This window comes from Paenibacillus algorifonticola, assembly GCF_050481745.1.
Taxonomy (GTDB): Bacteria; Bacillota; Bacilli; order Paenibacillales; family Paenibacillaceae; genus Pristimantibacillus; species Pristimantibacillus algorifonticola_A.
The window spans coordinates 1-15,576 of record NZ_JBCNGR010000030.1; the positions used below are offsets into that span (position 1 = coordinate 1).

Annotated in this window: 15 protein-coding genes; 13 read left to right on the plus strand and 2 right to left on the minus strand. The window is 45.7% G+C overall.

Going from position 1 to position 15,576, the window contains the following annotated elements:
• The first annotated feature begins 395 nt into the window (after positions 1 to 395).
• The 12 genes from ABEW34_RS21900 to ABEW34_RS21955 all read left to right on the plus strand — a co-directional run bounded on the left by ABEW34_RS21900 (position 396) and on the right by ABEW34_RS21955 (position 13,486).
• Complete coding sequence (locus ABEW34_RS21900; RefSeq protein WP_430161419.1) at positions 396 to 1,787, plus strand: MATE family efflux transporter; 1,392 nt, start codon at positions 396 to 398, stop codon at positions 1,785 to 1,787.
• A gap of 50 nt (positions 1,788 to 1,837) precedes the next feature.
• Positions 1,838 to 2,623: a DeoR/GlpR family DNA-binding transcription regulator gene (locus ABEW34_RS21905; protein WP_430161420.1), complete on the plus strand. Its 786-nt coding sequence runs from the start codon at positions 1,838 to 1,840 to the stop codon at positions 2,621 to 2,623.
• Positions 2,624 to 2,940: 317 nt separating this feature from the next.
• Positions 2,941 to 3,915: a CehA/McbA family metallohydrolase gene (locus tag ABEW34_RS21910; RefSeq protein ID WP_430161421.1), complete on the plus strand. Its 975-nt coding sequence runs from the start codon at positions 2,941 to 2,943 to the stop codon at positions 3,913 to 3,915.
• 2 nt (positions 3,916 to 3,917) lie between these two features.
• On the plus strand, positions 3,918 to 4,880 hold the full coding sequence (locus ABEW34_RS21915; protein WP_430161422.1) for a CehA/McbA family metallohydrolase: 963 nt from the start codon (positions 3,918 to 3,920) through the stop codon (positions 4,878 to 4,880).
• 8 nt (positions 4,881 to 4,888) lie between these two features.
• The gene (phnW, locus tag ABEW34_RS21920; RefSeq protein ID WP_430161423.1) at positions 4,889 to 5,998 is read left to right on the plus strand and encodes a 2-aminoethylphosphonate--pyruvate transaminase; all 1,110 of its coding nucleotides are present in this window, start codon (positions 4,889 to 4,891) and stop codon (positions 5,996 to 5,998) included.
• A complete protein-coding gene (phnX, locus tag ABEW34_RS21925; RefSeq protein WP_430161424.1) occupies positions 5,988 to 6,812 on the plus strand; it encodes a phosphonoacetaldehyde hydrolase in 825 nt (274 codons plus the stop codon). The genes phnW and phnX overlap by 11 nt, the downstream gene beginning before the upstream one ends.
• On the plus strand, positions 6,790 to 8,151 hold the full coding sequence (locus ABEW34_RS21930; RefSeq protein WP_430161425.1) for an aspartate aminotransferase family protein: 1,362 nt from the start codon (positions 6,790 to 6,792) through the stop codon (positions 8,149 to 8,151). Before phnX ends, ABEW34_RS21930 begins: the two co-directional genes overlap by 23 nt.
• Before the next feature lie 148 nt (positions 8,152 to 8,299).
• Positions 8,300 to 9,679, plus strand: a complete 1,380-nt coding sequence (locus ABEW34_RS21935) for an extracellular solute-binding protein (protein WP_430161426.1) — start codon at positions 8,300 to 8,302, stop codon at positions 9,677 to 9,679.
• Positions 9,680 to 9,761: 82 nt separating this feature from the next.
• Entirely contained in the window at positions 9,762 to 10,700 is a 939-nt protein-coding gene (locus ABEW34_RS21940) for a carbohydrate ABC transporter permease (RefSeq protein ID WP_430161427.1), read from the plus strand.
• Between the two features lie 9 nt (positions 10,701 to 10,709).
• Entirely contained in the window at positions 10,710 to 11,540 is an 831-nt protein-coding gene (locus ABEW34_RS21945) for a carbohydrate ABC transporter permease (protein ID WP_430161428.1), read from the plus strand.
• On the plus strand, positions 11,537 to 12,652 hold the full coding sequence (locus tag ABEW34_RS21950) for an ABC transporter ATP-binding protein (RefSeq protein ID WP_430161429.1): 1,116 nt from the start codon (positions 11,537 to 11,539) through the stop codon (positions 12,650 to 12,652). Before ABEW34_RS21945 ends, ABEW34_RS21950 begins: the two co-directional genes overlap by 4 nt.
• 30 nt (positions 12,653 to 12,682) lie before the next feature.
• Positions 12,683 to 13,486: a histidinol-phosphatase HisJ family protein gene (locus ABEW34_RS21955; RefSeq protein WP_430161430.1), complete on the plus strand. Its 804-nt coding sequence runs from the start codon at positions 12,683 to 12,685 to the stop codon at positions 13,484 to 13,486.
• Between the two features lie 102 nt (positions 13,487 to 13,588).
• Here ABEW34_RS21955 and ABEW34_RS21960 read toward each other — a convergent pair whose 3' ends face one another.
• On the minus strand, positions 13,589 to 14,641 hold the full coding sequence (locus ABEW34_RS21960; protein ID WP_430161431.1) for a Gfo/Idh/MocA family protein: 1,053 nt from the start codon (positions 14,639 to 14,641) through the stop codon (positions 13,589 to 13,591).
• 168 nt (positions 14,642 to 14,809) lie between these two features.
• Between ABEW34_RS21960 and ABEW34_RS21965 the strand changes: the two genes are divergently transcribed.
• Positions 14,810 to 15,007: a hypothetical protein gene (locus ABEW34_RS21965; RefSeq protein WP_099521617.1), complete on the plus strand. Its 198-nt coding sequence runs from the start codon at positions 14,810 to 14,812 to the stop codon at positions 15,005 to 15,007.
• Between the two features lie 89 nt (positions 15,008 to 15,096).
• Here the strand turns inward: ABEW34_RS21965 and ABEW34_RS21970 are convergent, their stop codons facing one another.
• The gene (locus ABEW34_RS21970) at positions 15,097 to 15,414 is read right to left on the minus strand and encodes a hypothetical protein (RefSeq protein WP_430161432.1); all 318 of its coding nucleotides are present in this window, start codon (positions 15,412 to 15,414) and stop codon (positions 15,097 to 15,099) included.
• Positions 15,415 to 15,576: the final 162 nt, after the last annotated feature.

Below are 15,576 nucleotides of genomic sequence, written 5' to 3' on the forward strand. Positions count from 1 at the left end.
ATAAGCATGAGTGCTTCAAATACTGTCACAAGGCATCACCTCCCTTCTGGGAGACTAGCCGACCGCCCATAAAGCCATTTCTATTGCCTACTGATTATAGCACAGAAATATCCATTTGAAGTGAAATCATCTTCTTATATGCTCTTGTTATGATAATAGTTTTAAGGAGGTGGGCTTTTTTATTTAATTGCTCAGCTTTTAACGATAAAAACTAAAGTATTTGTAAATCCTTATTTCTCTCGCGATCTTGCATTGATTAATCAACAAACAATAGGTATGATAAATGAGGCAACAAAAAAGCAATTAAAACAACATGAAAGCTACGACGTTTTAATCGAAACGAAGTGAAAAACATGCAAGATATCGTACAATTTGAATGTGGATGAGGGATAGGCTTGAGGAAGCGTACGATCGGAAAGTCTGAATTTACTCGCGAGATGAAAGGATTAGTCGTTCCATCTGTGCTGCAAATGCTAGTAGCTAATTCATTCTCGCTAGTTAATATGCTGATGGTGACCAGCTTGGGGGATGGAGCCGTCGCGATTACGGCCGCAGCGGGCAGGATCAGCTTCATTTTATCAATGATTCTTACCGCCGTTTATGGAATGACCGCTTATATGACCCAGTACTATGGAAAACAGCAGTATACGCTTTTGCGTGCGACATTCGGCTTTATGCTGCTGACGGGTATCGGCATCAGTCTTCTGGCATTTGTTGCTGTGTCGATTTGGAAGGAGCCGATGCTCTCTCTATTTATTAAGGATGCTGAACTCATGCCCCTTGGTATTCAATACGTGACGATTATGGCGTTTGTTTTTCTAATCAGTGCAATTAGGGATGCTTATGCCCAGGCGCTTGGATCTATAGGGAAGGTTAAGATCACTTTGTATGTCGGTCTATGTGCGATGGCCGTCAATATTACACTGGACTATGGCCTAATCTACGGAAGGCTGGGCTTGCCCAAGCTTGGGGTTGCAGGAGCCGCATGGGGAACGTTAATCGCTTCTGGTGCGAGTCTGTTGGTTTTGTTCGTTTTCATTTATAGTAAATCCTATTATGTAAACATTCGCGTCCGCGAGTTATTTAGCTTGCCTCTGCAGCTGCGCAAACAGGTATTGAAAACGATCACGCCGCTCATGTTCCACGAAGGAATGTGGTCGATTGGCAATATGCTGTATGCGGTAGCTTTTGGAGCATTGGGCATCGCAGCATTGACTACATTTCAGCTGGGGAATACGCTGCAGGGATATTTTATGATGGGGATTCACGGATTTGCTTATGCAGCAAAGGTCATGATTGGACAAAAGCTGGGCCAGGATGAGCCGGAGCAGGCGATGGATTATGCGCGCAGATTTACTCGCATTTCGGTCATTGCTGGTATAATCATAAGTGTTGTCATTATTATAGTTTCGCCGTTTGCAGCCTTGATTTTTCCTCACCTAAGCGCGGAGGTTCATGCATCATTAGGGAATGTGCTTCTGCTGCAAGCACTGGCTATGACAGCATTTTTCTTGAATAATGTTTGGATTGTCGGTATGTTTAGAGCAGGCGGAGATAATTTGTTTACGATGAACATGATTTTAATTACAACATGGGCCATTGCCTTGCCGGCAGTATTTGTTGGCGTGTACGTGCTCCATCTGCCGCTTGAATGGGTGTATGCTTTATTTTTATGTGAAGAGATTTGCAAGGCTTTGATCGGGTATAAACGTTATCGTTCCCAGAAATGGATGCGGAATTTAGCTGGGCCTAGTCCGGAAGCGCCATCAGCGGCAGCATCTATGTAGGGCACTCTGGGTGCGTGAGTATAGTAAAGAAGTAGAATGGAGGGTTTGTGATGTCTCTCGCAGGCGAAGAAAGAAAGCTAAGCATTATGAACTTGCTGAATGAGCATGGGAAGGTCATTGCAGGCGACCTGGCGCGCATGTTCGAGGTTACAACGGAAACGATTCGCAGAGATCTCGATGAGCTGGAGAAGGAAAATAAGCTTAAGAAGGTGTATGGAGGCGCAATCAAGCTGAAGGTAGAAATAGAGCCTACATTGTTTGAAAGAGCCTGCATTAATCAAGAGGCGAAGGAGAAAATTGGCTATCTTGCTTTTTCACTAATCGACGATTATGACGTGATCTTTATAGATGAAGGCACGACACCGCTGCAGATTATCCCGTTTCTATCCCAAAAGCAGCAGGTTACCGTACTAACGAGCTCGATATCTGCCATGATGGCCTTGATTGAGCTCAAAAAAAGAGAGCAATTCGATGGCCGGATTATTATGCTTGGCGGCGAGGTGAATGTGAAGCATTCCCGTGTCACGGGCGCTATTGCGGAAGCTAATATGTCGGATATTTTTGTAAATAAAGCCTTTGTAACCGTAGATGCCTTATCGATCGAGCACGGATTTACGAGCTATGATTATGAGAAAGCAACGTTGACCCGCAAATGGATTCAGCAGTCGGAAACGTCGATCATTTTGGCGGATTCATCGAAATGGAACAAGCGATCCATGGTGAAAATATGCGATTTTGAAAATGTCGATATCGTGATTTCGGAACTGGAGCCTCCGGCCGAGTGGAAGACGCAGCTGGAAGAGACGAATACGAGATGGATGATGCCAACTGAATAGCAATGCATGAGTAAAGCATGAGAAAAGTATAAGGTTTGAATCAAACGATCGAATGAAATGATCGAATCATATGGTCCAATCAGATGGTTCAATCCGTTGTAAAAGCCAGTAGAGAAGCACTTCTTCTCTGCTGGCTTTTTTAGATGTTGTTTGTTGTTGTGTCAAAATTGTAATCGCTATGTTAAATCTTTCGAATCGCATTGTATTGGTCATTTTTTCGCAGTAGAATGTTTGAAACAACATAAATAAAAATAAAAGCAATAAAAAGCAATTATTTGCTAAGCGAATGGATAACTAGGAAAACAGGAGTGATGACGATGAAGGACGCCGTGTATTTAGACAAAAGCAAGAGGAAGTACAAAGGGAATTTGCATACGCATACGACATGGTCAGATGGATCACAGGAGGCGCTGGATGTTGTGGCTGCTTTCAAGGCTAAAGGCTATGACTTCATCAGCATAACCGATCATGATATTTTCGCTCGAACGGCTGATTATGACACCGAATCCTTCATTGTGCTGCCAGGCATGGAAAGAGGCGGCTTGAATTTAGTACTGGATGAAGACCCAGGCTACCACTTTGGCGTGCTGGATGATCCGACAATGCAATCGGAGAAAGAGAGATTTCATCATTTGCAAGCATTCGAGGTTCCCATTCCTTGGGAGGGGCCGCAATCCCCACAGAAGCTGATTGATGAAATGAAGGCGCATGGCAATCTCGTTATTTTCAATCACCCCGAATGGCATTTGACACGCTTTGAGGATATGGTGCAGTACGATGGATTTTTTGCAGTCGAAATCTATAATCATGCAACGGAATGGACACCCAGCTCTTCTTATGGGGCGGCCTACTGGGATCATGCGCTTCAAAATGGCAAGCGCATGTTTGGTATCGCTGCTGATGACTCGCATGAGCATGACCAGGGCAGCAAAATTGCTGAGTATGGTGGAGGCTGGGTATGTGTCGAGGCGGAGGAGCTTACGCAGCAAGGGATTATCACGGCACTGAAGAACGGACAATTTTATTCCAGCTCGGGTCCCGAAATTTTTGATTATCGTGTGGAAAATGGGGTTGTCCATGTGGAGTGCTCGCCCTGCCAGTATATGATGTTTAAAGCATTTCCGCTGCGCGGACCCTTTCTCGTGGAACGTGTGACGGGCGAGCTGATGTCCTCTGGAAGTATGAAGATTAAGCAGGGCATGCAATATATTCGGGTTGAATGTGTGGACGAGAAAGGCAGAATAGCGTGGTCTAATCCGATCTTTGTGGCAGATTTGGCGGAGGGGGAATAGCGATGAGAGATGCTGTTATTTTAAATGCTGAGCGGCAAAAGTATAAAGGAAACATTCATGCGCACTCCATTCGCAGTGACGGTGAATATACGATAGAGCAAATGAGAGAGGCTTATCGCTCCAAAGGCTATCATTTTATGTGTTTAAGCGACCATGAAATTTATTTTCACAGCGATGCGTATGACACCGGGGATTTTATTATGCTGGACGGCTATGAAATGGCATGCGAGATGGATCGTGAAACGACTGGCCAGCAGTATCATTTGCATGGACTATTGGACCGTTCGCTGCTGGCGGAGAAGCCCTTTCAGCATGATGAGGTGCATGCGAAGCCTGATTACGAGAACCTGGATACGATTCAGCAATTGATTGACGAAATGAGGAGCAAAGGCAATCTCGTCATTATGAACCATCCAGAATGGTCGAAAAATCGGGAAGAGGATTTGCTTCAGCTGGAGGGCTATGCAGCGATTGAAATCTATAATCATCAGTCGGAAATTCAAGAGGCGGTAGGCTACGGCATATCCTACTGGGACTATGTCTTAAAACGAGGCAAGCAGGTAAATGCCATTGCGGCAGACGATGCCCACGGCGGTCCGACGGATATGGCCGTTTCCGAATTTTATGGCGGCTGGATTGTCGTAGAGACCGAGCGATTAGAGCAGCAGGCGATTATTGAGGCGATGAAAGCAGGTCGTTATTACAGCTCCAATGGTCCGACCATTTATGATCTTCGCATGGAGAACGATAGGCTTAAGGTCAAATGCTCTCCTGTGCAGAGTATTCGCTTTATTACCTTTCCCCACAATGGCTTGGCTGAAATGGACCCCACTGGCGAATCCATCACCGAAGCGGAATATTTCATTCAAAATGATGAGCAATATGTGCGAGTGGAATGTGTAGATGCATGGGGAAAAGTCGCGTGGAGCAATCCGATCTATCCCAAATCCGAGTGGCAGGTATAGGAGGAGCTATGAGCAATCCATATGTGTTATTGACGCCGGGTCCCTTATCCACAACATTAACGGTCAAAGAGGCGATGTTAAAGGATTGGTGCACGTGGGATCATGACTATAAAGCCATTGTCCAGCAGATTCGTCGGCAGCTGCTAGAGATTGGCCGCGCATCTCAGGAGCACTATACAGCTCTGTTCATGCAGGGCAGCGGCACCTTTGGGGTTGAAGCGACGCTTGGCTCGGTCATTCCGAATGATGGCAAGCTGCTTATTTTGCAAAATGGCGCCTACGGGAAGCGCATGGAGGATATAGCAAAGGTGCTCCATATTCCACATGCATCCCTTGAGTTTAAAGCGAATGAGCAGATAGATCCTCAAGTCGTTGAGAGGAAGCTTATTGAGGATTCATCAATTACGCATGTCGCTATGGTCCATTGCGAGACGACGACCGGCATTTTGAATCCGCTGGAGGCGGTCATGGAGGTCATTAAGCGAAATCATCGAATCGCAATCATCGATGCCATGAGCAGCTTTGGCGGCATTCCGATTGGGGTAGAGGAGCTGCAAATCGACTTTATCATTAGCAGCGCAAATAAATGCATTCAAGGTGTTCCAGGCTTCAGCTTTATGCTTTGCAAAAGGGAGGAGCTTATGAAATGCAAAGGGAGAGCGCGCTCGTTATCGCTCGATCTGTATGACCAGTGGGAGACGATGGAGAACGGATCTGGCAAATGGCGCTTTACTTCGCCAACGCATGTCGTGCACGCATTTGCTCAGGCGCTGAAGGAGCTGGCTGAAGAGGGCGGCGTGGAAGCGCGTCATGCGCGATACCGTACCAATCAGCAAATCGTCGTGGAAGGGCTGAGGCAAGCTGGCTTTACGGCTTACTTACCGAGAGAGCTGCAATCTCCGATTATTACAACCTTCTTGTATCCGACCCATATCCCTTTTGAGTTTGAGCATTTTTATACCTTTTTGAAGCTCGCTGGCTTTGTTATTTACCCTGGCAAGCTGACAGACGCTCGTGTATTTCGAATCGGAAACATTGGGGACGTGCATGCAAGGGATATGGAGAGGTTAAGTGAGCAACTATTACGTTATGTTGGAGAGGTCAACTATGAAAATTGAAGGCGTTATTTTAGATTGGGCAGGGACGACCATTGATTATGGCTGCTTTGCGCCAGTACAGGTATTTATGGATGTTTTCGAGGAAACAGGCATTCCGGTAACGGTGGAAGAGGTTCGCGCTCCTATGGGGCAGCTCAAGCGGGATCATATTCAAGCGCTGCTGCAAATGCCAAGAATAGAAGCTGCTTTTCAGGCCGCATTTGGCCGCAGCTATACGGAGATGGATATCGATGAGCTGCATGAGAAGTTTGAGCCCAGACTGCTGGGCATCCTCCCGCAATACGGTAAGCCAAATCCTTATGTTATAGACACTATACAGCAGCTAAGACAGCAAGGACTGAAAATTGGAGCGACAACAGGCTATACGTCCACCATGCTGTCTATCGTAGCGAAAGCAGCTAAGGAATATGGCTACGAGCCTGATCATTGGGTAACACCTGATCTTGTTATGGATAGGGGCAGGCCTTATCCTTATATGATTTATGAGAATATGAAGCAGCTTGGCCTTCGCCATCATGCACAAGTTATAAAGGTTGGCGATACGATTTCTGACATACAAGAAGCGAATAATGCTGGCGTATGGGCGATTGGCATAGTTAAAGGCAGCTCCATGCTTGGCCTTACGGAGGCAGAGGCACAGCAGCTGACACCAGAGGAGGAACGACATATCATTGCTGCTGTGAGCAAGAGCTATATGGAAGCAGGAGCCGATGCCGTTATTGAGGACATGTCCGAGCTGCCAGCAATGATTGAGCAAATCAATGAACGTCTGAGGAAGGAGGAGCTGCCTTATGGCAAACCGCAGCATCAATAGCCGCATAGAAGGAGATATCAATGGAACGGATGCCCGTCAAGCATGGCAGGACGAGCATTTAAGCGAAGAAACGCTTGCTGTACTCGAACAGGACGGCAAGCTTTTTCTTCATCAGTCTATGTCTACGCCATGCTTGAATGTCATTGTAAATGCAGAGGGCATATACATTGAGGATCAGGATGGACGCAAGGTGATCGATTTTCATGGAAACAGCGTTCATCAGGTTGGCTACAAAAATGAGTATGTGATGAATGCCATCATGAAACAGATGCAGCAGCTGCCGTTTCTGCCGCGCCGATATACGAGTCAGGTCGCTATTCAGCTGGCTCAGAAGCTGGCCCTGCTCGCGCCGGGGGATTTGAACAAGGTGCTGTTTACGCCAGGCGGCACTAGCGCAATTGGAATTGCGCTGAAGCTGGCGCGCAGGGCAACCGGCAAGCACAAAACGATTTCCACCTGGGATTCCTTTCATGGCGCAAGCCTGGATGCGATATCCATTGGCGGCGAAGCTGTATTCAGAAGTGGGATTGGGCCGCTAATGCCGGGAACGGAGCATATGATGCCCTATAACAGCTATCGTTCAATCTTTGGGGAAGGAGAAGCTGCAGCTGCCAAAAATCTCGATTACTTATGTTATATGCTGGAGCGGGAGGATGACGTGTGCGCGGTCATTTTAGAGCCGATTCGCAGCACGGATGTACAGATTCCTACGGTTGCTTATATGCAGCGGCTGCGTCAAATTTGCGATGATTATGGCGTGCTGCTCATCCTGGACGAAATACCGACGGCATTAGGCCGTACGGGCAAAATGTTCGTTCACGAGCATTATGATATTGTCCCGGATATCGTCGTTATTGGGAAAGGCTTAGGCGGCGGTATTTTTCCAATGGCAGGCATTATTGCGAGAGCGCATCTGGATATTGCCGGCGATATTTCACTCGGACATTATACGCATGAGAAAAGCGCGGTAGGCTGTGCGGCAGCTTTGGCTACCATTGAATACATCGAACAGGAAAACCTGCTTGAGCACGCGCAAAAGATAGAGCAGTGGCTGACGCTGCAGCTTCAGGAGCTGCAGAGAAAGTATACCGTAATCGGAGATGTGCGGGTGAAGGGCATGCTGGCGGCAATTGAGCTTGTATCTGATCGCGAGACGAAAGAGAAGGAGGTTGCAGGTGCTGAAAAGGTTCTCTATGAATGCTTGTCCCGCGGACTAAGCTTCAAGGTGTCCGGCGGAAATGTCATTACGCTTGTTCCTCCATTAATTACAACCCTTCCACAAATGGAAGAAGCAATCGCGATTTTGGATCAGGCACTTGAGCAAGTATTCACAAAATAAAACAGATCATTTTTTATGAAAACAACATCATAGCAAATGAAAGAATAAAAAAACAATTTATTAATGTGTAATTGACACAGTTTTTACAATTCTCCGTTATAGTTGAGTTAAGCCAGTGATAACTGGACAACGAGGAGGGTTTAAAAGCATGAAGAGGTTTGCTTTTGGATTAGTTAGTGGAGTTACGAGTCTAGCCTTGTTAGCAGGATGTGGTACAGGCTCAAATTCTGGCGCTTCTACGAATGGTGGTGCACAGTCTTCTAGCAACGGGGAGAAAATGAAAGAAGTTGTGATTTCCGTTCGCGAGAACACATGGGGAGCGCGGAAGGACAACTTCATAGAAGCAGAAAAGCGTTTGAACGAACAATTAAAGCCGGAAAACGTCCAGGTAAAAATAGATTGGTGGCCTGGCATTGGCGATGATGAGCTGATTTTGCAGGCACAGGCGAATAAGGTAGCGGATGTATTTATTAACTCCAGTGTGGATATTGGCTGGCAGCTGAATGCCGGACTCATCCGTGATGTGGACTGGGTTGGAAATTCAGACGTGTTCAAAAATATGCCGGAGTCCTACAACAATATTATGAAATACGAAAACCACTACTATGGTGTCATTCAAGATATGGATGCTTCTCCCGTGTTCATTAGCCGCAAAGCGCTGAAAGGCTTGGGCTGGACAGCGACGCAAATGGATGAGCTGAAGGCTCGCGTCGATGCCGGAACCTTCACATTCAGTGAGCTTGTAGATCTTGCAGATGCGGCTGTGAAGCAAAAGCTGGTTAAGGTAGGGTTTGGAGTTGAGGATACAAGGTTTGAAGGCTGGAATTATACATTCGGCAACTTCAATTATAATGCGGAGCAGAACAAGATGGTACTGTCGAAAAATACACAGAAGGTTTATGAGTTTTGGCAGGACGCGAAGCAGCGCGGCGTAGTGACAGAGGGTATTGCTGAGATTGATACGGACAAGGCGGCAGAGCTGTTCATTAAAGGTGAATTATTTGCTGAATTTGCCCGCACTGAATTTTATCAAGTGATGCGTACACAACTTGGCATGGAAGAGGACTTGGCTGGCTATGAAGCATGGTTTAAGGAAAATGCGATCTGGATCCCCGTTCCATCGGTTGAGCAGGGAGGAAAGCCTGTATCCTACAGCAACCCTGCGATGATCTATGTGGGACCTACTGTAGATGATGAGAAGATGCCTTATGTTCAAAAATTGATCGAGCATGTGCTGGATGCAGACCTGCAGGTTAATCATACGCTTAAGAGCGGCAAGCTGCCTGTAACAGCGGCAGCACAGGAGGATGCCCGCTTCCAAGAAATGAGCTTTTACAAAGATCATGCTTATTTAATTGAATTTACGAAAACGCGCCCAGCCCAAATGGATTATGCGGTCTATATGAAATCCTTTACGCTTGGCATTGATGCGATTCTGACGAAAGGCCAAACAGCAGCAGAGGCCTTCGAGCTTTTCCAAAAGGATGTAAAGCAAAACGTGCCAGCGGACAGTCTCATTGTAGAATAACGATGATACAAGGAAGGGTGCTCTGATGACAAGAGCACCTTTCCATCTATTTTGCTTATAGGAAGCAGGTGCAGATCTCATTATGGAGATCCCGGTAACTTCAGTCAAGACAGCTTACAAGAAACCTTTTGCCAAGAAAATGTACCCCTATTTATTCATTATGCCCTTTGCTCTTCTGGTGCTAGTCTTTTTTATTCTTCCGGCTATTGCGACCATTATAATGTCATTTACCGATTTAAATGCATCCATGAAAATCAACTTTGTTGGTTTTGATAACTTCAAGCGAATATTTTCCGATTACAGCATGCCGCAAATTTTATGGAACACCGTTATATTTGCCGTAATTACGCTTGTATTCTCTTTGTTTTTTGGTTTGTTTATATCGATCGCAACCCAATATTTCTTAAAGGGCAAATTGACGGCAGTCATTTATCGTGTCCTATGGTTAATTCCGAGCATCATTCCGGCAGTTGTATATGTGACGTTTTGGAAATATTTATTTGATCCCACGGAGGGTGGGCTGATCAATAAATTTCTGCTCTTATTCCAGCCAGACAGCGATCCTGTCTCATGGTTTACGAAAATCGCTATGGCTATTGTAATCATTGCTACGATTGTATCTACCACTTCAGGAGGCATGATTTTGTTATCTGCTGCAATCAGCTCGATACCTGAAGATTTGTATAAGGCTGCAAAAGTAGATGGAGCAAGTGAAAAATCGGTCATCACTAAAATCATCCTTCCATCCTTAAAATGGCCGTTAATGTATATTACGATATCCGATCTTATTGGCTTTGTGTCCTCCTATTTCTTCATCCTGCTGCTGACGAATGGCGGACCTATGCGAGACACGACGACGTTATCTTTATATGCGTATCAGCAGGCCTTTCATCTAAAATATTATGGTTATGGCGCCGCTCTTTCGCTTATGGTTGTGCTGATCTCGCTTGTTTTGACCTTATGGCTGCTGCGGCTGTTTGATTTCGATGAAATGATAAAGCCATCACGGATTGAAGATTAGGAGGCAAATATGTCGACAACGATAGTAAAAAAGCTGCTCGTACACACGTATATGCTGCTCTTCACCATGCCTATTATTGGCATGATTTTATGGTATTTTCTTACAGCTACCTTTAATGGCGCGACGGGTCAATTTTCGCTTGAAAACTTCCATTTCGTTAAGGAGCCTGTTGAGTATGCGGGCGTTCGTCTGCCAGCGATTTGGCCCATTGTTCTAAATACATTAGTGTATTCTTTTCTTATTGTATTAATTGAAATTGGCATTGCTGTGCCGGCTGCGTATGCGTTCTCTCGGCTCGATTTCAAAGGAAAGCTGGCCGCGATGAAGTTTCTGTTCCTTATGCGCTCCTTTCCAGGCATTACGCTTATTATTGCTACGTTCTTCATTTTAGTGCAAATGGACCTAGTGAATACCTACTTAGGCGTTATCCTCGTTGCTATAACAGGCTCCTTGCCGGGCCGAGTATATATTATGAAAGGGTTCTTCGACGAGGTGCCGTGGGATTTGGAATGGGCAGCGATGGTAGATGGATGCTCGAGATTTCGCGCACTCATGAAGGTGCTCGTTCCCTATGTGCTGCCGGGCATCGGGGCCATTGCCGTGTTCTCCTTCTTAGGCGCCTACGGCGAATGGTTTCTGTTCAAGCTGTTTATATTCGATGACAATATGCTGACGCTCGCCGGCTATCTGTCGCGGCTTGTAACGAAGGAAAATGTCATTATGAACTATGGATTAATTACAGCGATAGGTTTGTTTTATACGATTCCGCTCATCGTGTTTTATATTTTTACCCAAAAAATATTCCTGAAGGTTAATTTGGGAGGAGCAAAACAGGTATGATTTCTCTTGTGAATATTGTGAAAGATTATGATGGCAAGCAAAATGGAGGCCGTGCGGTTGACGGATTGAATCTCGAAATCGCAAAGGGTGAATTTGTCGCACTGCTAGGCCCTTCGGGCTGTGGAAAGACGACTACGCTAATGATGCTGGCGGGGCTTCTGAAGCCAACCTCCGGCGAAATTTATTTTAAGGATAAGCTGGTTAATCATGTGGAGCCGAAGGATCGGAATATCGGGATGGTGTTCCAGTCCTATGCGCTGTATCCTCATTTGACAGTTCGTGACAATATTGCTTTTCCGCTTCGCGAGCGAAAGATGGCCAAGAAGGACGCCTACGAGCGTGCTTTGCAAACGAGTAAAATATTGCAAATCGATCATTTGCTCGATCGCAAGCCGTCGCAGCTGTCAGGCGGTCAGCAGCAGCGTGTCGCCATGGCGCGCGCGTTGTCCAAGGACCCGGAAATACTGCTGCTGGATGAGCCAATGTCCAATTTGGATGCCCGATTAAAGCTGGATGTACGGGATGAAATTCGAAAAATCCAACGCAAATTAGGTGTAACGACTATCATTGTTACACATGACCAAGAGGAAGCCCTGGCCATCTCTGATCGAGTAGCGATTCTTAACGGCGGGAAAATTCAGCAATATGCCCCTCCCAGTGAGCTATTCAATCATCCATATAACCTGTTCGTCGCAAGCTTTTTAGGCAATCCGCCGATGAATTTGATTGATGGCATAGTGGAGCAAAGAGAGGATCGGCAGTGGGTTAAGACGAAGCTGTTCGAGCTGGAAATCCCTCAGTCGCGCAGACTGGAGGCGCAGCATATAGGCAAGGCGGTCAAGCTGGGCATACGTCCGCATGATCTGTTCATTTCAGAGCAGCCAAGTGAATCATCGATTAGGCTGGAGATCGATCTGATTGAACATCTAGGCAGTGGGCAGCTCGTTAAGATGACGGATCGGGCTGGACAGTCCGATATGATGATTCGTCTGCTGACCGATAACGAGAAGCGGTTAAAGGAGCGCGAGACGGTCTCGATTGATATAAGGCCGGATAAAATCCATTTGTTCGATATGACAGATGAAGGGCGCAATTTATTGCAGTTTCAGTAGAATGAGAATGAGAATGAGAAGGAGAAAAGGATGACAACACCTAATTTTTTAATCGATCAGCATGTGCATTCCTCCTATTCGCCTGACTCCAGCTCAACGCTGGAGGAGCTAGTCCAACATGCGCTTGCGCTGGGGAAGCCGGCTGTCGTTACGACAGACCATTTAGAGTATGATTGCAAATATTTTAAACAGAATGTTCTCATTGATTGGAAGAGCTACAAGCAAGAAGCGGAGGAGCTGGCGCGGCGTTATAACATAGAGATTCGTAAAGGCATTGAGGTCGGCTATCGGAGCGATTATAAAGCTGTCATAAACGAATATTTGGCTCAGCAACCGTTTGACGTTATTTTGCTGTCGGCGCACAATGACGGCAATCTTGATTTTTCTGAAAAAGCCTATCATGATCTGCCGATTCAGCATAGGCTTAAGCATTATTTTAGGCATGTAAGAGAGGCTGTCGACCAGATGGACAATTTTGATATCGTGGCCCATTTGGATTATGTAACGCGATATACGACCTATCCGGTTGAGGATGAGGATATAGCGGCTTGCAAGCCTATTTTGTACGATATCTTAACTCTAATCATCGAAAAACAAAAGGTGCTGGAGCTGAACACAACCGGACTTTACCGACAAGGCTGGATTCATCCGCATCCGTATATTCTGGGTATGTATGTGGATTTGGGAGGCAGAGCAGTGTCCATTGGCTCGGATGCCCATCAGGTGGGACATTTAGAGCAAGGCTTTGCAGAAGCGATAGAGCTGCTGTACAGCAAGGGTATTCGGGAGGTTGTGCAATTTAAGGGCAGAGTGCCATATTCGGTGTCTATTTAGTCATTAGTAATTAGTAATGACAACCACTGTCCATGTTGATGGCAGTGGTTGTTGGATGTACTGAAGAAAATGGAGTATTGCCATGCCTTCTCCTCAAGCTGACTACAGCACTTTCACCTCATTGCCGGTAGCAATCGATTCATCTATAGCCAGGGATAGACGAACATCGATTAAAGCCTCCGCTAGCGAATAAAAGCTTTCCCCACCTGCTGCATAAGCCGTCATGCGAGTCAAAACCTCGGCCATCGCGATTTCCTCATCGGATAACTGTGCAGGATGGTAAGGATTGCGATAGAGGCATTCTGATCCTGCCCGCAATTCTCGGAGAGAAAGGGGCGCAAGGCTTCCCTCCAAGCCGTCTTGCATTCTTCTAATTGATAGATCCTCATAGTTATTGGCATCTAAATAGCGTGTCACCTCATTATCCCGGATTTCTCCCTTAGAGCCGCGTATTAGAATGCGATTATGTCGTATTGGTGAAAAATATTGAGAACGTGCGAAGTCAAGGACGGCACTTTTCCCATCTCCGAAAGTTATAATAGAAATATCTTGTATTTCGGTTTCCAATCGGTCTTGCGCAGCCCGTCCTCGATGGGGCACTTCCTGAATCGGGAGTTCCAAATGTCGCGACACAATGTGGCAATTGGAATCGGTGACCGAAAGCCACTGTCTAATTAAACTGATTCCGTGATAGCCATGTGCCGCCGATACCTGAACGTGTCGAACTTCTCCTAGGCTTCCCGATTGAATGATGGTGGTTCTAGCTTGATGATGAGGCTGCAAAAGGTATTGCTCGGCGATTTGGATACGAGCGTCTGCTTGGATAAGCGAGGAGACGAGCTGATAGCCTTCGTCGTTAAAAGCTGGAGGCGTTTCGGCCAGCAGCGGAATGTCCAATAATGCTGCTTCCTTCAGGACGTGGGGCATGGAGGCTTTCGAGACGGCTGCAACAAGAAATTCACAATGCTGTGCCAGCTCCTGCGGCGTTGAATAAAGGGGCACGCCCCATTGATCAGCAGCATGCTGGTATTTAGCCGTATCTCTAACCACGATACCGACTATTTTAAATAAATGCGGCAATTGCTTGGAAATTCGCAAATATGCTTCCGCTCTCCAGCCAAATCCGATGATGCCGAAAGGTATAGGTTTTAGCATAATTTCTCTCCTTTAAAACAATACCTATAAGTCTAATGAGAATAGTAATTAATAAATATAACACAGTATGCAACTAGAAATCAACTAAAAAAGCTTGTTTTTTTATCTTTTATAGATTATAGTAAGGGAGAAAAATAGATGGTGAATTTGAAAGTGGAGGTGAAAACAATGACAACAAACATGATGATGATGATGTGTATGGAAGAAATGATGTGCAAAATGAAATGCATGAAGATGATGATGGATTCCATGGACAGCAAAGAAATGATGGACAGCGATATGATGATGTCCAAGATGCAAGAGTGCGACGAAATGATGACGGGTATGATGGCTATGATGCGCGACAAAAAGGAAATGATGGCCTAAGCCTCACTGGTCAATCCTTATAAAAGTTAGCGGCATAGCAGACAACTGCTTGCCTTTTTTATTTTCAGCTCAAATAATTGTTGTAATCGCTAGACTTGCTTGATTTGTTTTGCTAGATTAACTCTTCTAAGCTTTAGGCTCCACAGCTGTTTCTCTATATTTAAATCCCCTTTAAATGCGCTATTTCGCAGCTGCTCGTAGATAGCCAGCATTTGCCTGAGCACCTCATCATACTGATGCCATAATTGCTCCTTAATGACTTCTTCCGAAGGATAGCTCGGTACATTCATTTCCTGCAAAGCAGCCACAAGCTCAGCCTGCCATTCCTGATCTCCGATTTGTACAGCATAATTGATTAAATCCAAATGATCATTGATCCAAATTTGAGTGTGCGCTTCTACTGTCATGTCCGTTATCTCCCCGCTCAGATTATATACCAAGTATTATACTCGGTTTTGTTGGTTAATCAATCTTTTTTTTGAGAAACACGAAAAATAGGCTTCTGCTCAGCAAATTGTAAGGGGAGAAACAACTGGTCCTTGGTGCTGGATGAGCAGTACAAGCCAAAG